Here is a 16,834-nt window from a genome sequence, read left to right on the forward strand (position 1 = left end):
GCAAGGGCTGACGCTTGGTGGGAGCCGGCCCTGTCGGCGATGCATCGACACGCTAGCCATCGGCTCACATGTCGTGCTTGTTCACCTCGAAACCCGCCTTCTTGTACTCCGTCCAGCGCACGCGCGATCCCTCGCGCTCGGCCGGATCGGCCGCGACCACTTCCAGCACCCGGTCGAACCGGCCCTGGGCGCAGGTATCGCGCAGGTTGATCACCATCGGCCGGTCGGCGGTTTCCACGCCCGGCGGCACGATGAGCACCGCCGTGTTCGCGTCGTCGTCGTCGCCCGCGAGCTGGTGCGGAATGAAACTGTCCTCGTCGAACGACCACAGGTATTCGTCGACCGCCTCGGCCTGCTCGAAATCGCGGGTGAGGATCAGGGTCGGCTGCTGGGCCGCGAACGCGCGCTTGGCGAGTTCGCAGACCAGCATCAGCGGATCCTCGCGGAATCGCGGCTTGTCGATCAGATAGAAATCGGCGCGCGGCATCGGACAGGGATCAGCCGGCGGCGACGCGGTCGAGCAGCCACTGGGTAAGCAATGGCACGGGGCGGCCCGTGGCCATGCCCTTGCGGCCCTCGTCCCAGGCGGTGCCGGCGATGTCCAGGTGGGCCCAGCGACGGCCTTCGGTGAAGCGGGCAAGGAAGCAACCGGCCGTGATCGCACCGGCGTACTTGCCGCCGATATTGGCCACGTCGGCGAAGCCGGATTCGAGTTGGCTCTGGTAGTCGTCCCACAGCGGCAGGCGCCATGCGCGGTCGAGCGTGGCCTCGCCCGCGGCGAGCAGCTCGGCCGAGAGCGCCTCGTCCTTGGTCATCAGGCCGCTGGCGTGCTTGCCCAGGGCGACGACGCAGGCACCGGTCAGGGTGGCGGCGTCGATGATGGTGTGCGGATCGAAGCGCTTGCCCGTGTAGGTGAGCGCGTCGCAGAGGATCAGCCGGCCCTCGGCGTCGGTGTTCAGCACCTCGATGGTGATTCCCGAGAGGCTGGTGAGGACATCGCCCGGGCGATAGGCGGCGCCGTCCGGCATGTTTTCCACCGCCGGGACCACGCAAACCAGGTTCACCGGCAGCTTGAGCTTCACCGCGGCGACGAAGGCACCGAGCACGCCGGCCGCGCCGCACATGTCGAACTTCATCTCTTCCATGCCGGGGCCCGGTTTGAGGCTGACGCCGCCGGTGTCGAAGGTGATGCCCTTGCCGACGAAGGCATAGGGCCGTTCGCCCTGCTTGCCGCCATTCCACTGCAGGATGACGAGGCGCGGCGCGTTCGCCGAGCCACGCGCCACCGCGAGCAAGGAGCCGAAGCCCTCGCGCTCCATGTCGGTGCGGTCGAGCGCCTCGAAGCTGACGCCCTCGTGGGCGCCGGCGAAGGCGCGGGCTTGCTCGGCGATGTAGTCGGGGTTGCAGATATTCGGCGGCAGGTTGCCCAGTTCGCGGGCGTAGCGCACGCCCTCGGCGATGGCGCGGGCCTCGGCGAGACCGGCTTCGCCCTCGGCGGGACCGACCAGGGTGACCGAAGCCAGTTCCGGCTGCGCCTTGTCGCGCGGCTTCAGCGTGGCGGTGTATCGATAGGCGGCATGATCGGTGACCAGGGCGGCGACGCGCAGGCGCCAGGCGGCGTCGCGGCCGGGCACGTCGATCTCGGGTAGCCAGCTGACGGCTTCCGTGACGGGTAAGCGGCCGATCGCCCGGGCGGCTTCCTGGGTGACCCGCTGGTAGCGGGCGGCGTCGAAGGACTTCTGCGCGCCCAGGCCCACGATGAGCACGCGGGCGGCGGCCACGCCCGCCGGTTGCAGCAGGGTGACGACGTTGCCGACCTTGCCGGTGACGTCGCCGGCCTCGAGCAGGCGCTTGATCGCCCCGTTCGCGGCGGTGTCGATCCGCGCCGCGGCGCTGGTCAGGACACCGTTCTCGTAGACGCCGACCACCGCCACCGGGGTAGCGGTCGACTCCGGAGCGTTGGAACCGAGGCTGAACTGAACCGTCATAGCTTACTGTCCTGCGAAAGCCCGCCGGGGGTCCGGACAGGCTAGACTTATGGTTTGCCGGCCGGGACTGACGCGGCACGAACCGCCAATTCTATCAAATGCTCAGCATCCTCGACCGTTATTTCCTGCGCGAACTTGCCTACGGGGTGCTCGCGACGGCCATCGTGCTACTGGTGATCTTCGCCGGCGGTGCGTTCGCGACCGTCTTGCAGAAGGTAGCCAACGGCAGCATCCAGCCCAGCGTGATGTTCGAGGTACTGGGCCTGCAGATGGTCGACCTGCTCTCCACCCTGCTGCCCATGTCGGCCTTCCTCGGCACCCTGATCGCCCTGGGCCGCATGTACCGCGAGAGCGAGATGCACGTGCTGGCTTCCTCGGGCATGGGCCCGCGCGGCATGCTCCGCCCGGTCACCCTGCTGGCCGTGCTCTCCACCATCGTGGTGGGCCTGGTCTCGCTCTGGCTCGGTCCTCTGTCGGCACGCACGGCCGACCAGGTCATCGCCGCGGCGAACAAGTCGGTGATCGCCGCCGGACTCGATGCCGGCCGCTTCACCGAATTGCCAGGCAAGGGCGGCATCATCTTCGTCGACACGCTGAGCCGCGACGGCACCGTGCTGGGCAAGACCTTCCTGGCCACCGACCGCACGGACAGCGAAGGCCGTCCACAGGTCCGCGTGATCAGCGCCAAGAGTGGCCGCATGTACCAGGAGAGCGATGGCCAGAACCGCTTCCTGGCCCTCTATGACGGCTGGCAGTTCGAGATTCCGCTGGCCGCCGATAATTGGCGGCGAATGAAATACGAACGCAACGACGCATCGCTGTCGTCCATTTCCGACGATGACGACGACACCGATCCAGCCCACGAATCGGCGACGACCGATCTGTTCAAGGACATCACGCCAGAGAACCTCGGCGAACTCGTCTCGCGCTTCGCCGCCCCGGTCAGCACCCTGGTGTTGATGATGATGGTGCTGCCGATGTCGCGCCAGGCACCGCGCGACGCCCGCTACGGGCGCCTGCTGATCGCCGTGCTGGCGTACTTCCTCTACGTGGTCTGGCAGTTGATCGCACGCGCGCAGATCATCAAGGGGCACCTGCATACCTCGGCGCCCATCTGGATACTGCACGCCATCGTGTTCGGCGTGGCGGCCTGGTATTTCTGGCGACAGAACAGCGCCCGGCGCGTGAAGGGAGCCCACTGATGGCCACGCTGACCGTCAAGCGCGCCGACCGGCTGATCGGCGCCAGCGTCCTCGGCACCCTGCTCCTCGTCTGGCTGGTGCTGACCGGTTTCGACGCGCTCACGCAATTCGTGCGCCAGCTGGGCAATATCGGCAAGAACGGCTTCACGCTGTACGACGCCATCGCGTACATCATGCTCACGGTGCCACGGCGGCTGTACCAGATGTTCAGCAACGCGGCGTTGATCGGCGGCCTTCTCGGCCTGGGTGGCCTCGCCGCCACGGGAGAACTGACCGCACTGCGCGCGGCGGGCATGTCGAAGCTGCGCATCGCCGCCTCGGCGGCGGGCGTGATCGCCGTGCTCACTGTCGGTGTCGTCATCATGGGGGAGACCGCCGGCCCTTACGGCGACCAGCATGCCCAGGCGATCCAGGTACGCATGCGCTCGAGCAACCTGGGCTCCACCAGCAGCGGCCTGTGGGCCCGCGATGCTGGCAAGATCATCAACGCCAAGTCGGCCATCGCCACGCAGGACGGCGACCGCACCACGGTGAAGCTGGTGGACGTCCGCGTCTACACCTTCACACCGGACGGCCAGGTGAGCGTGTTCTCGCACGGCGACAGCGCCATCCACGATGGTAACCGCTGGGTGATGACCAATGTGCGCACCACCACGCTCGACGCCCAGGGCACGCATTCCTCGCACGAGGACACGCAAACCTGGGCTTCGCGCCTGAATCCGCACGTGCTCGAACAATCGGTGATCCATCCCGAATACCTCTCGATGGCCGACCTGCGCCGCAACATGCGCTATCTCGAGGCCAACGGGCAGAATCCCGGCGCGTACGCCGTGGCCTTCTGGGGGCGTGCACTGTTCGCGGTGAACACGCTTGTGCTGGTGCTGTGCGCCATGCCGTTCGCGTTCGGCTCGCTGCGTTCCGGCGGCCTGGGCAAGCGCCTCTTCATCGGCATCATCCTTGCGATCGGCTGGTACTTCCTGCAAGGCGCCATGGTCAACTTCGGCACCGTCTACGGCATGCCACCGCTACTGGCGAACCTGCTGCCGACGACATTGCTGGTCGTGGGCGCCCTCGCGTACTTCAGGCGGTTCGGCTAGCACGGGCTTTCTGGTGGGAGCCGACCCTGTCGGCGATCCCGTGGCAACGGGCCAGGTTGAGGCAAGCGTTTATCGCCGACAGGGTCGGCTCCCACCAGAGGAAGAGACCTTTACTGCATCGTGGCGGCCGATGCGTGGCAGACACTCTCCAGCACCGCGTCCAGGTCGTCGCCCGTCATGGGTTTGCGCAACAAGGCGTCCATGCCGGCGTCGCGGATCGCCGACAGTTCGTCGCCGGCGGAACGCGCTGTGACGGCAATGATCGGCAACCCATCCAGGTGTTCCATGCGGCGGACGAGGCGCGCCACCTGGAAGCCGTCGACCACCGGTAGGTCCAGGTCGAGCAGCATTGCGTCGAAGGTGCCGCGCGACAGTTCGGTCATGGCGGCAAGTCCGTCGGCGACAGCCGTAACCACATGGCCGCGCCGGCCCAACAAGCCAGTGATCACCTCGCTGACGAGGGCGTCATCCTCGACCAGGAGCAGCCGCTTTCCCGTGAGGGCGAACGACGGGACAGGGTTGCTGGCGTGACCCTCGCACGTACACACCTCGAATGGGAGCTGCACGACGAAGGAACTGCCCTGCCCTGGCTCGCTGCTCACGCGGATCGTTCCGCCCATCAGGACGCATAGCTCGTGGCAGATCGCAAGGCCCAGCCCGCATCCCTGGGCGCGTTGCGGTGACCCACCCTGCTCGAACCGGGAAAATACTCGCGAGCACAACGCTGCCGACATGCCCGGGCCGGTGTCGTTCACCGTCATGACGACGGTTCCGCCATCGCGCCCCATGTGCAGGGACACTCCACCGCGCTCTGTGAATTTCACCGCGTTGTTCACGAGATTCTGCAGGATCTGACGAAGGCGGATCGCATCGCCACGGATGGCCGCGGGCACGCCGGCGTCGATCGCCGACGAGAGGACCAGGCCCTTCTCCCCCGCGCTGCCGGTGGCCAATGCGACCACCTCGTCGCTGATGGCACGTAGCGAGACACATTCCGACTCGAGAACCAACCGGCGCGATTCGATGCGGGTGATGTCCAGCGCATCGTTGACCAGCCGCAACAACGTAGCTCCCGAACGGCGGACCGCCTCGACATAGCTTCGTTGCGTATCGTCGAGCGGGGTTCTCGCCATCAACTCGGCCATGCCGAGCACGCCGGTCATCGGTGTACGGATCTCATGGCCGAGCGTCGCCATGAAATCGGTCTTTGCCGCGTTCGCTGCTTCAGCAAGGCGCTTCTGTTGCTCGGCAAGCTTGAGCCGCATGGCCTGGCGTACGCGCCGGCGCGTGCTGAAGACGATGGCAAGGGCGACGCCACCCAGGGCGACCGCGTAGGCGAGCCATGCCCACCAGCGAAACCATGGCGGCGCATCGACCACGATGGTCAGTGGCTCGGGAAGCGATCCGTTCACTTCGTCGCGCCCCGAGCCGGATATCACCAGCCGATAGACGCCCGCGCGGAGCGGGCCGAAGTTACGCTCGCCATCCTTTCCCGTATGCAACACCGTCGTACCGCCATCGTGCCCGAGCGTGAAAACCAGGTGGTTGCGATCCGGATTGACGTAGGAAAGGGCACGCGCCCGCACGATCAGTTCGCGATCGTTCCAGGCAAGACGCAATGATCCGTCTTCGACGGGCACGACCTGGCGAACGCCGCCGCGCGACACCGTGGCACCGAGTACGGCGATGGCGGGCGCCCGTATGTGGTCGCGCTGACGATCGGGCCGGAATCCCACAAGGCCCCCGAGGGTGGCGCCATACATCGTACCGTCGTCGAGTAGCACGGTTGTCGCATTGGTGAATTCGCCGCTGGCCAATCCGTCGGCGAGGCCGAACGGACGAAAGTTGCCACTGCCCGGATCGAAGCGCCAAACCCCGGTGTGACCGTACAACCAGATGCGGCCAACGACGTCGCGGCGCACGTTGAGGATATCCGACGACGGGAATCCATCCGCGCCGCCGACATGGCGATCGCGCTGCGCTCGCCGGCCGTCCCAGCGGTAGTGTTCCAGGGCGTCCGGGCGTACGACCCAGAAGCCGTCCTCCTCCGGTTCGAAGGCATTGATCCGGCCAGGCGCGATGCCTTCAATGAAGCGCATGTCGCCCGACCCGCGATCGAGTCGGGCGAGGCCCGCCAGGCTTGCCTGCCAGAGCTCGCCGTCGACGATCTCAATTTGCCGCGTATCCGCCGCGCCGCGCCGCGACTCGGCGAAGGGAATCGCGGTGGCCTGGGTGAGCTTTGTATCGAGCGCGAAGAGACCCTGGCCCAGCGAGGCGACATAGACGGTTTCATCATTACCCGCGACTATCGTCGTGACGGGCCGATCGACGCTTGCCCGCAACAGTGGCCGCGCGCGTCCACGCCGCGCGAGCGACAGGCCGTCCACCGTCCCGATCAGCAGGCCACGCGATACCTCGAGCAACGATTGCACGCGCACGGACCCGATATCGAATCCTTCATCGGTGCGCCCCGTGGCGGGATTGAAACGGCGGATCCACCCGCGCAGGCCCCCGACCCACAGTTGCGTGCTTCCGTGCGCGGCCACGGCCGTGACCGCACGGCCGGGAAAACTGAAGCGATCGGTGGCGACATGCGCGAAACGGGTGAAGTCCTCCCAGGCCGGCCCGAGGTAAGCCAGTCCACCGTCGCTCAGGGCGAACCACAGGCCGTGCTCCCGATCCTCCAACATGCCGCGCACGGTACGTCCGGGTAGTCCTCCGGATGCGGTCCATGAGCCCGGCACGGCGTGCAGGCGCCCGTAGCGATCGAGCATCGACAAACCATCGACGCCCGAGAGCCATAAGCTGCCGTGGCTGTCGACAAGGGAAGCGTAGGCTGTTGATACCGGGAGGCGTCGGTCGCGGCGCAACTGACCGTCATGGGACAGGCGATAAAGGCCTCGTTCGGTCGCGAAGCGTAACTCCGCCGCATGGCCGTCGATCCGAAGCACACGTGGGTGGCTTCCGTCTTCGAAGGGCACGCTGTAGATACGGCCAGACACATCGACGACATCCACGCCCCCGTCCGAGCCGATCCATACACGACCGTCGTCCGATGCGTGGACGGCACGAATCGATGCCGACGACGGCCCGTCGGCGCCCGCATGACGATGCTCGAAGGCGCTGCCGTCGGCCCGCATATGGGCCAGGCCACCACCGGTTCCGATCCAGATCGAACCGTCGCGCGCCTGCGCGATCGCGCGGACGTCGTTGTCCGCCAGGCTGTCGTGCCACTGCACGAAGCCACCGCTTGCGGGATCGTAGCGCCCGAGTCCCATTTCGGGGCCGCCGATCCAAAGGCGATCGGCGGAATCCACCAACAGGGCCACCACGCCACCGGTGGGTAACGGGTGGGTGAAGTCCGGGCCGATGCCTGGCGTGGTGAATTCGACGCCATCGAAACGGGAGAGGCCAACCGACGTGCCCACCCATACGAAACCGCGGGCGTCCTGGGCTACGGCCTGGACCTTGCTGCTGGGCAGGCCTTCATGCAATCCGTAGCTGCGGAACTGCGGCGTGGGGACCGGCGGCATGGTGGCCGCTTCGGTGGTGAGGGGGGCCGCGATCACGAAGATCGTGGCCACGAGGATCCATCTCGTGATGAGCGTGTGATGCATACGCAAGTTCCCGGTACGAGCCCGATGATGCCATGCCAGCGACGGGGGCAAAATGGGCATGCCCCGGCCGGGGACGTAGGTGTGCGCCTACTCGCTGCCCGTAGAATGGGGGCATGTCCCGCCGATTCCGCCTCCTCGTAGCAACCATCGGTTTCGCCGCCGTTGTCTGGCTGCTGTTGGCGGCGCTCGACCGCGCGGTCGCGCTCGCCCAGCGTTTCATGGGGTTGCCCGAGGGTTTGCGCTGGCTGGTTGGCGGTCTTCTGGTCGCCCTGGCGGTCCTCGGCGCAGGCCTCGCGGCGTGGTGGCTGCGCCCCCGCAAGCCACGCGCTCCCGTCGTCGCACCAGACCGGGCGTCACTCGAGGCGCGTATCGCCCAGCTGCGCGAAACCGACGCCAGTGTTGAGGAACTTCGTAGTGAGTTGGGCGAACTCGACCGCCGCCGCGAAAGCGCACACGTCTATGTCGCGGTGTTCGGCGAGATTTCCACGGGCAAGTCAACCCTGATCGCGGCGCTGGTACCGGGCGCCGCACCGGGCAGCGACGTGCTCGGCGGAACCACGAGGGAGATCGCGCATTACGAGGGCGAGACACCGGCAGGCGAGCGCTGGATGATCGCCGATGTACCTGGTTCCGCCGAGACGGGCGGTGAATCACGGGAACGGCTGGCCCGGCACGAAGCGCTGCGCGCGCACGCCGTGATCTACGTCTGCGCCGGCGACCTCACCCGTACCCAGGCGGATGAATTGCGCTGGCTGGGGGACTTCGGCAAGCCGTTGCTGCTGGCGGTCAACAAGGCCGACCAATGGACGCTCGCCGAGCGCGAGCGCATCCTGGCCCGCGTGCGCGAACGGGCCGCCGGGATACCCGATGCCGTGGTCGCGATCAGCGCCGGTGGAGAGGAACGCTTCACACGGCGCCTGCCCGATGGAGATACCGAGGAGGTCACCCGAAGGCGCGCCGCCGATGTGCGGCCACTGCTCGATGCGCTGCGCCGCCTCCTGGCACCGGGAGCGGCCGCCCTGGAGGCGCTGCGCGAAAACGCCGTACTCGCTGGCCTGCACGAACGCACGGCGGAACAAGAGTCCGTGTACCGCGCCCTGGAGTCGGAGCGCATCGTCCACCGCTACGCGCGACGCGCCATCGTCGGCGCGATGGCCGCGGTCGCGCCGGGAAGCGATCTGGTCATCCAGGGCATCCTGGCCACAGGCATGGTTCGCGCTTTGGCCGACCTCCATGGTGTCCGGGTCACCGACGTCGAAATCGACAATCTCCTGCGCCAGGTTCGCATGACCTTGCGCACAGGAACCTCGGTGGTGCTCGCCGTGGCGGGCAACGCGATGAAGGCTTTTCCAGGCCTGGGCACGCTCGGTGGCGGTGTCTTGCACGCTTTTGCCTACGCCCTCATTTTCGACAGCTTCGGGCGTGGCCTGGCGGCGACGCTGGCGGAGCGGCACACACTGGACCAGGCCGATGCGGGCGAACGGATGCGTGAACTGCTCGCCGACGCCGGAACTTCGCGCCTGCGCCGCCTCGCCGAATTGACCGGCGAAGCCTTGCGGGATCGCTGAGTGAACGATCCGTTCGCGGCAACCGGGCTGACAAGCCACCGCCGCTCGGCCACACTCTTCGCATCGGCCGCCAGGCGGCCTTCCGGCAGCAGGCCACCACGCATGCACCTTGCCCGTTTCATCCTCCCTGTCGCGCTGGGCACAGCCCCCTTCATGACGCACGCGGAAGCCGTCACCTATCGGATCGACCCCGTGCACAGCCAGGTCGTCTTCAATGTCGACCACAACGGTTTCTCGCGATCCTTCGGCCGATTGCGCATCGCGAACGGAACGATCGTCTTCGACCGCGACGATTGGTCGAAATCGTCGGTCGACGCGACCATCGACCTGGCTTCCGTGGACATGGGCGACAGTGGATGGGACAAGGCGGTGCGCGGGTCCAGCCTGCTCGACAGCGACCGCGCCGCCACCGCGCGCTACATCAGCGAATCCGTGGAGAAACGAAACGACGACGAGGGCGTCGTGCACGGCAAGCTCACCCTGCGCGGCACGACGCTTCCACTGGACATTCCGTTCCGGGTGAACCGCATAGGCAAGACCATCTACGGCTTGCACACCGTGGCCGGCTTCTCGGCCCAGATCATCCTCGACCGCACCGCCTACGGCATGACCTCCAACCGCAACTCGATCGGTACCGGCGTATCGGTATGGCTGGAAATCGAAGGCATCCGCGGCGGTGAATCCGCCGACCAAAACAAGGAGACGAACCGTGCCGCTGCGCAGTGATCACACCCGCTGGAGCCCCGTCGCCAAGACCTTCCACTGGACGATGGCCTTGTTGATCCTGGGCAACGGTGCGTTCGCCTACTGGATGGATGGTCTCAAGCCATCGCTGCACAAGATCAACATGTTCGCGCTGCACAAGTCGATCGGCCTGACGGTGCTGGCGCTGTTCCTGCTGCGCGTGCTCTGGCGCACGATCGACCGCCGTCCGCACGACGAGCCCGCCCCGGCCTGGCAGAAGATCGCGGCGCACACGGTTCACGGCTTCCTCTACCTCCTGATCGTCACGATCCCGCTGACCGGCTGGGCGTACAATTCGGCGCACGGATATCCGCTGCAGTATTTCAAGCAGTTCAACCTTCCCGCCTTGCTGGAGAAGAACGAAGAACTGTCCAACGTCCTCGGCGCGGTGCATGAATACCTGTTCTGGTTCCTGCTCCTCGTGCTTGTCGCCCACGTCGGTGGCGCGCTCAAGCACCACATCGTCGACCGCGACGACACCCTCCGCCGCATGTTGCCGTTCGGCCGTGTGAAGCGGAACAACCCCACCATCCCCGGAGATACCCCATGAATCCGACGATCCGCCGCCTGTCCATGCTCGGCCTCGCCCTGGCCTTGACCTTCGCCGCTTCCGCCGCGGACTACAAGGTCGGCCCCGGCAGCACGCTCGGCTTCAGTGGCAAGTTCCAGGGCCAGCAGTTCGATGGCAGCTTCGGCAAGTTCGATGCGGCGATCAGTTACGATCCGGCGAATCTCGCCGCGTCGAAGTTCGACGTGAGCGTCGACGTCGCCACCGCCAGGACCGGCGACAACGATCGTGACAGCGCGTTGCCCGGCAGCGACTTCTTCGATGCATCGAAATTCCCGAAAGCGCACTACGTCACCACGGGCTTCAGCAAGGATGCCAAGGGCAACGTCATCGCCAATGGCAACCTCACCCTGCACGGCGTCACCAAGCCGGTCGCGTTGAAGGTCGCTTTTTCGCCAAACGCCGGCGGCGCGCGGCTGTCGGTCACGGGCACGGTGAATCGCCTCGACTTCGGTGTCGGCAGCGGCGATTACAAGGACACCACCACCATCGCCAACGAGGTGCTGGTCAATGGCTCGCTGAACCTGCTGCCGAAGTAAGCGGCACATGACGGGGTGGCGCGAACGCCTGCGGGACATCGCCGGCCGCTTCCGCCGCGGCGACGCTACGGCGTCCGCCGTGGACAAGCGGGGCGGCGCGGTGGCCGCCAGCCTTCGTGGCCTGCTCGAGGATCCCTCGATACCGTCCCATGTCCGCGAGGCCATGGCTGCCGACTTCCAGCGCGTCGAGCGCATGCTCGACCGCCTGGAGAACGAGGAATTGCACGTGGCCGTCTTCGGTCGCGTATCCGCGGGAAAATCGGCGCTGGGCAACGCGTTGCTCGGTCGCGATGCCTTCGAAGTGGGCGTGCTCCACGGCACCACCACCGAGGCCGGTGCGGCGCGCCTGGACGAAGCGGCCAGTGCGGGCCTGGTGCTGATCGATACGCCGGGGATCAACGAACTCGGCGGTGAAGCGCGCGAGAAACTCGCCTTCGAGGTCGCCGAGGTGAGCGACCTGATCATCTTCGTCGCCGACGGCGACCTCACCCGCGAGGAGCGTGACGCGCTACGCACGCTGGCATCCACGCGCCGGCCGCTCCTGGTCGCCCTCAACAAGGCCGACCGCTACAGCGACGACGAACGTGAGAGCCTGCTCGAACGGCTTCGCCAGCATGCCGCGAACCTGGTCCGGCGGGAGGACGTCATCGCCGTGACGGCGCGCCCCGCCCCGCGCGATGTCATGGAAGTGGACGCCGCGGGCAAGGAGCGCCATCTCCGTGAACCGCGCGCCGCCGATGTGGCAGCGTTGAAGGCGCGCCTGCTCGCCATCGCCGAACGCGAAGGCAAGGCACTGTCGGCGATCAACGCCGGGCTGTTCGCCGGTCGGCTGACCGATCAGGTCAGCGAGCGTATCGCCGCGACCCGGCGCGACGTCGCCTCCGGCGTCATCCGCCAGTACTGCATCGCCAAGGCCGTCGCCGTGGCCTTGAACCCCGTGCCGGTCGCCGACCTGTTGCTCGCCGGCGGCTTGGATGCGGCGATGGTCGTACAACTCGGGCGCGTCTATGGGCTACCCCTGACCCGAAGCGAATCGGGACGGCTGGTCGCCGTCATCACCACGCAGCTGGCCGCCCTGATGGGAGCGGTATGGGGTGTCCAACTCGTGTCGTCGGCGTTGAAGGGCTTGAGCGGGGGCTTGTCCGTGGTGGTCACCGCCGCCGCCCAGGGCGCACTGGGCTGGTACGCCACGGTGCTGATCGGCCGTGCGGCCGAGCACTATCTCGTCACCGGAAAGTCGTGGGGCGAACACGGCGCCAAGCGCGCCGTGGCGGAGATCGTCGCCAGCCTCGACCGGGATTCGATCCTGCGCGAAGCGCGCGAGGAAATCCTGCGGCGGCTGCGTAAGTAGGAATCACCGACAGGGTCGGCGCTTCAGCCCGCGAAACGCCGCGCCGTCTCCACATCGAAAGGCCACTCCAACTCCACCCCATCCTCCCTCCGCAGCACCGGCACCCGCGCGCCATAACGCGCCTCCAGCCCGTCGTCGTCGTCGATCCATACGGAAACGAAATCCGGGAACCGCGCCTCCGCCAGCACCGCCAGGGCCTGGTCGCAGAGGTGGCAATCGTCGCGCTGGAACAGGGTGAAGTGGGACATGCGCCGGTGTATGGGGTCGTCGGGGCTCGCAGCGTAGAATAGCGGGCTCCCCATAGCCAATCCTCCCGCAGCCATGGCAGTCAGCGTCTTCGACCTCTTCAAGATCGGCATCGGCCCATCTTCGTCCCACACCGTCGGGCCGATGCGTGCCGGGGCACGTTTCGTCGAGCACTGGCTGGAGGAAAAGGGCGTGCTGGATCGTGTAGCCCGCGTCCGCTGCGAGCTGTTCGGCTCCCTGGCGATGACCGGCCGCGGCCACGGCACCGACAAGGCCGTCCTGCTGGGCCTGGAGGGCGAGTGGCCCGACCGGGTCGATCCGGACACGATCCCGGCGACACTCGAGCGCATCCGCAGCAGCAAGCGCATACGCATCCTCGGCCGCCACGAGATCACCTTCGACGAGAAGGCCGACCTCGTCTTCAACAAGCGGCAGAAGCTCCCGTTCCATACCAACGGCATGCGGTTCTCGGCCTACGATGCCGAGGGCGACGAACTGGCCACGCGCGACTACTACTCCGTCGGTGGCGGTTTCGTGGTCAATCCAGACGAAGCGGCAGAAGATCGCATCGTGGCGGACACCAGCGAGCAGCCGCTCCCGTTCTCGTCCGGCGACCAGTTGCTATCGCTGTGCAAGGAACACGGCCTCACGATCGCGCAACTGATGATGCGCAACGAAAGCATCTGGCGTCCCGAAGCGGAGACCCGCGCCGGCCTGCTCAGGATATGGAAAGCGATGCAGGACTGCGTGGAGCGTGGCCTTCGCTCCCCCGGTGTATTGCCGGGCGGACTGAAGGTCAACCGCCGCGCCCCGACGATGGCCGCCGAGTTGCGCGCGCAGCCGGAAGCCGCGCTGCGCGATCCGCTCACCATCCTCGACTGGGTCAACCTCTACGCGCTGGCGGTGAATGAAGAGAACGCCGCCGGCGGCAGCGTGGTCACCGCGCCGACCAACGGCGCGGCGGGCATCGTCCCCGCCGTGCTGCACTACTACCGGCGCTTCTGTCCGGGCGCCAATGAGGACGGGGTGGTCGAATTCCTGCTCACCGCGGGCGCCATCGGCATCCTCTACAAGGAAAATGCCTCGATTTCCGGTGCCGAAGTGGGCTGCCAGGGCGAGGTGGGCGTCGCCTGCTCGATGGCCGCCGGTGGCCTCACCGCGGCGTTGGGCGGTACCGTGACCCAGGTGGAGAACGCCGCCGAGATCGGCATGGAACACAACCTCGGCCTCACCTGCGATCCCATCGGCGGCCTGGTGCAGATCCCCTGCATCGAGCGCAACGCGATGGGCGCGGTGAAGGCGATCAACGCCAGCCGCATGGCGCTGAAGGCGGACGGCAAGCACCATGTGTCGCTCGACAAGGTGATCGCCACCATGCGCGACACCGGTCGCGACATGAAGGACAAGTACAAGGAAACCTCGCGCGGCGGCCTGGCGGTGAACGTCATCGAGTGCTGACCGCGATTGCGATGAACCTCAGCGCGACGGGCACAGCCTCGGCAGCCGGTCGACCGTCTCGACCCGTACCGGCTGGTCCTCACCCCACCAGTTGGCCACCGCGGTGTAGCAAATGCGCAGCTTCCCCCGGCGTGTGTCGAAGCGCTGCTTGCTCGTGTACGCGAAGCAGGAAACCGATGCCAGGTGGCCCAGTTCGCGCATCGCGATGGCGCAGCGCCGCACGGCTTCCACGGGGTCTTCGCCGGGATACAAAGTGAAGTAAAAACCCTTGGCGGTGCGGTCGTAGGACTCCGAATCGATCAGCCGGCCCTTGTCGCTCCATTGCTCGGCGGCTGCGGCAATGCCGCATGCCGTCATGGCAACGAACAACATGGTGCTGGCGACCGCCTTCGAACGCATCCGAACCCCTTGATCCCTACCGCGTCGGCCAGTGTATATCGACGCGGTGCCGGTTGGGGTACGGCCGGCACTGGCTGACAGAGAGGTCCCGGGCTGTCATCATCCGGCCCTTGTGCCGCCCTGGGCCGGGGTCCACCCGTCCCGTCCGACCGGAGTCACCATGTCCCATAGCGCTATTCGCCGCGACGTCGGCGCCTTTGCCCTCATGCTCACCGGCCTGGGGTCGATCATCGGCTCAGGCTGGTTGTTCGGTGCCTGGCACGCCGCCCAGTTGGCCGGCCCCGGTGCCGTCTACGCCTGGCTCATCGGCGCCGTCATCATCCTCTTCATCGCCCTCACCTACGCGGAACTCGGCGCGATGTTCCCGGAGTCCGGCGGCATGGTCCGCTATGGCCATTACTCACACGGATCGCTGGTCGGCTTCATCGCCGGCTGGGCGAACTGGATCGCCATCGTCTCGGTGATCCCCGTGGAAGCCGAGGCCTCGGTACAGTACATGGCCTCGTGGCCATGGGAATGGGCCGCGTGGACCAAGGACCTGTACGTGGTCACCAATGGCCATGGCGAACTCACGCCGCCGGGTCTCGCCATCGCCGTCGTGCTGGTGCTGGTCTATTTCTTCCTCAACTTCTGGAGCGTGAAGCTGTTCGCCAAGAGCAACACGGCGATCACGGTCTTCAAGCTCGTCGTCCCGGCCGCCACCGGCATCGCCCTGATCGCGACCAGCTACAACCCGGGCAACTTCGACATCGGCGCCCATGGCGGCACCCACGCGATCGATATCTCGTCGATCCTCACCGCCGTCGCCATCTCGGGCATCGTCTTCAGCTTCAACGGCTTCCAGAGCCCGGTGAACCTCGCCGGCGAAGCGCGCAATCCGGGGCGCAGCGTACCGCTTGCGGTGATCGGGTCGATCCTGCTGGCCACGGTGGTGTATGTGTTGCTGCAGGTGGCCTTCATCGGCGCGGTGCCACCCGACCAGCTCGGCAATGGCTGGGCCGGCCTCGAGTACGCCTCCCCGTTCGCACAGCTCGCCACCGCGCTGATGATCAACTGGATGGCCATCCTGCTTTACGCCGACGCCTTCGTCAGCCCGAGCGGTACCGGTGCCACCTACACCGCGACCACGGCGCGCATGATCTACGCGATGGAGCGCAACGGCCAGTTGCCGAAGATCTTCGGTCACATCCACCCGCGTTTCGGCATCCCCCGCCCGGCGATGTGGCTGAACCTCGTGGTGAGCTTCATCTTCCTGTTCTTCTTCCGCGGCTGGGGCACGCTGGCGGCCGTGATCTCGGTGTCGACGATCATCTCGTACCTCACCGGCCCGGTGAGCGTGATGACCCTGCGTCGCACCGCCCCGGAACTGAAGCGCCCGCTGCGCATCCCCGGCCTGCCGGTGCTTGCCGCGCTGGCCTTCATCTTCGCCACGGAACTGCTCTACTGGGCGAAATGGCCGCTCACGGGCGAGATCATCCTGCTGATGGTCGTCGCCCTGCCGATCTACTTCTATTACACCGCCAAGAGCGGCTGGGAAGACTTCAGCCGGCACCTCAAGGGCGCCTGGTGGCTGATCGTCTACCTGCCGGTGATCGCGCTGGTGTCCTGGGCCGGCAGCAAGACCTTCGGCGGCCACGACTACATTCCCTATGGCTACGACCTCGCCCTGGTCGCCGTGCTGGGTGCGATCTTCTACTTCTGGGGCATCGCGACGGGTTGGCGCACGCCGATGGTGGAAGCCGCGCGCTTCCACCACGATGAACTGGAGCCGGGTGAGCCGGACCTTCCGCCAAGCGCGGACGAGGCCGAGAAAATCGTCGGCCACCGGTAAGGAAAAACCGCCCTTCGGGGCGGTTTTTTTGTTGTGCTTTTCGGTGGGCCCCGCCCTGGTGGGAGCCGACCCCGTCGGCGATGGGTGCTCGCTTCAATCCCTTGTGGGAGCCGACTTGTCGGCGATGGGTACTCGCCTCAATCCCTTGTGGGAGCCGACTTGTCGGCGATGGGTACTCGCCTCGACCTGGCCCGCTGCCGCGGGATCGCCGACAGGGTCGGCTCCC

The 16,834-nt window shown here is 66.8% G+C and carries 14 protein-coding genes; 9 read left to right on the top strand and 5 right to left on the bottom strand.

All coding sequences use genetic code 11. The annotated features are described in order from the left end of the window. Nucleotides 1–64 precede the first annotated feature (64 nt). Together J2T07_RS18040 and J2T07_RS18045 are read right to left on the bottom strand one after the other, a co-directional pair. Entirely contained in the window at nucleotides 65–487 is a 423-nt protein-coding gene (locus J2T07_RS18040) for a DNA polymerase III subunit chi (RefSeq protein ID WP_306851908.1), read from the bottom strand. A gap of 10 nt (nucleotides 488–497) precedes the next feature. After that, nucleotides 498–1,988 carry a leucyl aminopeptidase gene (locus tag J2T07_RS18045; RefSeq protein ID WP_306851911.1) on the bottom strand — a complete coding sequence of 497 codons (1,491 nt, stop codon included), beginning with the start codon at nucleotides 1,986–1,988 and terminating at the stop codon, nucleotides 498–500. Between the two features lie 98 nt (nucleotides 1,989–2,086). Here J2T07_RS18045 and lptF point away from each other — a divergent pair, with 98 nt between their 5' ends. Both lptF and lptG read left to right on the top strand, forming a co-directional pair. Further along, complete coding sequence (gene lptF, locus J2T07_RS18050) at nucleotides 2,087–3,190, top strand: LPS export ABC transporter permease LptF (protein WP_306851913.1); 1,104 nt, start codon at nucleotides 2,087–2,089, stop codon at nucleotides 3,188–3,190. Then, a complete protein-coding gene (lptG, locus tag J2T07_RS18055; RefSeq protein WP_306851915.1) occupies nucleotides 3,190–4,287 on the top strand; it encodes an LPS export ABC transporter permease LptG in 1,098 nt (365 codons plus the stop codon). The genes lptF and lptG overlap by 1 nt, the downstream gene beginning before the upstream one ends. A gap of 110 nt (nucleotides 4,288–4,397) precedes the next feature. Here lptG and J2T07_RS18060 read toward each other — a convergent pair whose 3' ends face one another. After that, the gene (locus J2T07_RS18060) at nucleotides 4,398–7,904 is read right to left on the bottom strand and encodes a hybrid sensor histidine kinase/response regulator (RefSeq protein ID WP_306851918.1); all 3,507 of its coding nucleotides are present in this window, start codon (nucleotides 7,902–7,904) and stop codon (nucleotides 4,398–4,400) included. A gap of 113 nt (nucleotides 7,905–8,017) precedes the next feature. On the opposite strand from J2T07_RS18060, the gene J2T07_RS18065 reads away from it, so the two are divergent. The 5 genes from J2T07_RS18065 to J2T07_RS18085 all read left to right on the top strand — a co-directional run bounded on the left by J2T07_RS18065 (nucleotide 8,018) and on the right by J2T07_RS18085 (nucleotide 12,674). Continuing rightward, entirely contained in the window at nucleotides 8,018–9,472 is a 1,455-nt protein-coding gene (locus tag J2T07_RS18065) for a GTPase (RefSeq protein ID WP_306851921.1), read from the top strand. Nucleotides 9,473–9,574: 102 nt separating this feature from the next. Further along, nucleotides 9,575–10,198, top strand: a complete 624-nt coding sequence (locus J2T07_RS18070; RefSeq protein WP_306851924.1) for a YceI family protein — start codon at nucleotides 9,575–9,577, stop codon at nucleotides 10,196–10,198. Then, nucleotides 10,182–10,766, top strand: a complete 585-nt coding sequence (locus J2T07_RS18075) for a cytochrome b (RefSeq protein WP_306851927.1) — start codon at nucleotides 10,182–10,184, stop codon at nucleotides 10,764–10,766. The genes J2T07_RS18070 and J2T07_RS18075 overlap by 17 nt, the downstream gene beginning before the upstream one ends. Then, nucleotides 10,763–11,323, top strand: coding sequence for a YceI family protein (locus J2T07_RS18080; RefSeq protein ID WP_306851930.1), 561 nt, complete (start codon nucleotides 10,763–10,765; stop codon nucleotides 11,321–11,323). Before J2T07_RS18075 ends, J2T07_RS18080 begins: the two co-directional genes overlap by 4 nt. A gap of 7 nt (nucleotides 11,324–11,330) precedes the next feature. Then, nucleotides 11,331–12,674 carry a GTP-binding protein gene (locus J2T07_RS18085; RefSeq protein ID WP_306851933.1) on the top strand — a complete coding sequence of 448 codons (1,344 nt, stop codon included), beginning with the start codon at nucleotides 11,331–11,333 and terminating at the stop codon, nucleotides 12,672–12,674. A 23-nt stretch (nucleotides 12,675–12,697) separates the two neighbouring features. Here J2T07_RS18085 and J2T07_RS18090 read toward each other — a convergent pair whose 3' ends face one another. Then, a complete protein-coding gene (locus J2T07_RS18090; protein ID WP_306851936.1) occupies nucleotides 12,698–12,922 on the bottom strand; it encodes a glutaredoxin family protein in 225 nt (74 codons plus the stop codon). Between the two features lie 73 nt (nucleotides 12,923–12,995). On the opposite strand from J2T07_RS18090, the gene J2T07_RS18095 reads away from it, so the two are divergent. Beyond that, nucleotides 12,996–14,378, top strand: a complete 1,383-nt coding sequence (locus tag J2T07_RS18095) for an L-serine ammonia-lyase (protein WP_306851939.1) — start codon at nucleotides 12,996–12,998, stop codon at nucleotides 14,376–14,378. An 18-nt stretch (nucleotides 14,379–14,396) separates the two neighbouring features. On the opposite strand, the gene J2T07_RS18100 is transcribed toward J2T07_RS18095, so the two are convergent. Beyond that, on the bottom strand, nucleotides 14,397–14,777 hold the full coding sequence (locus J2T07_RS18100; protein WP_306851943.1) for a hypothetical protein: 381 nt from the start codon (nucleotides 14,775–14,777) through the stop codon (nucleotides 14,397–14,399). 160 nt (nucleotides 14,778–14,937) lie between these two features. Between J2T07_RS18100 and J2T07_RS18105 the strand changes: the two genes are divergently transcribed. After that, a complete protein-coding gene (locus tag J2T07_RS18105; protein WP_306851946.1) occupies nucleotides 14,938–16,608 on the top strand; it encodes an APC family permease in 1,671 nt (556 codons plus the stop codon). Nucleotides 16,609–16,834 lie beyond the last annotated feature (226 nt).

Source organism: Luteibacter jiangsuensis (genome assembly GCF_030812295.1).
Classification (GTDB): Bacteria; Pseudomonadota; Gammaproteobacteria; order Xanthomonadales; family Rhodanobacteraceae; genus Luteibacter; species Luteibacter jiangsuensis_A.

Bases quoted from the DNA above. Each gene is read 5' to 3' on its own strand.
- J2T07_RS18040 (WP_306851908.1), bottom strand. From the start codon at position 487: ATGCCGCGCGCCGATTTCTATCTGATCGACAAGCCGCGATTCCGCGAG.
- J2T07_RS18045 (WP_306851911.1), bottom strand. From the start codon at position 1,988: ATGACGGTTCAGTTCAGCCTCGGTTCCAACGCTCCGGAGTCGACCGCT.
- lptF (WP_306851913.1), top strand. From the start codon at position 2,087: ATGCTCAGCATCCTCGACCGTTATTTCCTGCGCGAACTTGCCTACGGG.
- lptG (WP_306851915.1), top strand. From the start codon at position 3,190: ATGGCCACGCTGACCGTCAAGCGCGCCGACCGGCTGATCGGCGCCAGC.
- J2T07_RS18060 (WP_306851918.1), bottom strand. From the start codon at position 7,904: ATGCATCACACGCTCATCACGAGATGGATCCTCGTGGCCACGATCTTC.
- J2T07_RS18065 (WP_306851921.1), top strand. From the start codon at position 8,018: ATGTCCCGCCGATTCCGCCTCCTCGTAGCAACCATCGGTTTCGCCGCC.
- J2T07_RS18070 (WP_306851924.1), top strand. From the start codon at position 9,575: ATGCACCTTGCCCGTTTCATCCTCCCTGTCGCGCTGGGCACAGCCCCC.
- J2T07_RS18080 (WP_306851930.1), top strand. From the start codon at position 10,763: ATGAATCCGACGATCCGCCGCCTGTCCATGCTCGGCCTCGCCCTGGCC.
- J2T07_RS18085 (WP_306851933.1), top strand. From the start codon at position 11,331: ATGACGGGGTGGCGCGAACGCCTGCGGGACATCGCCGGCCGCTTCCGC.
- J2T07_RS18090 (WP_306851936.1), bottom strand. From the start codon at position 12,922: ATGTCCCACTTCACCCTGTTCCAGCGCGACGATTGCCACCTCTGCGAC.
- J2T07_RS18095 (WP_306851939.1), top strand. From the start codon at position 12,996: ATGGCAGTCAGCGTCTTCGACCTCTTCAAGATCGGCATCGGCCCATCT.
- J2T07_RS18100 (WP_306851943.1), bottom strand. From the start codon at position 14,777: ATGCGTTCGAAGGCGGTCGCCAGCACCATGTTGTTCGTTGCCATGACG.
- J2T07_RS18105 (WP_306851946.1), top strand. From the start codon at position 14,938: ATGTCCCATAGCGCTATTCGCCGCGACGTCGGCGCCTTTGCCCTCATG.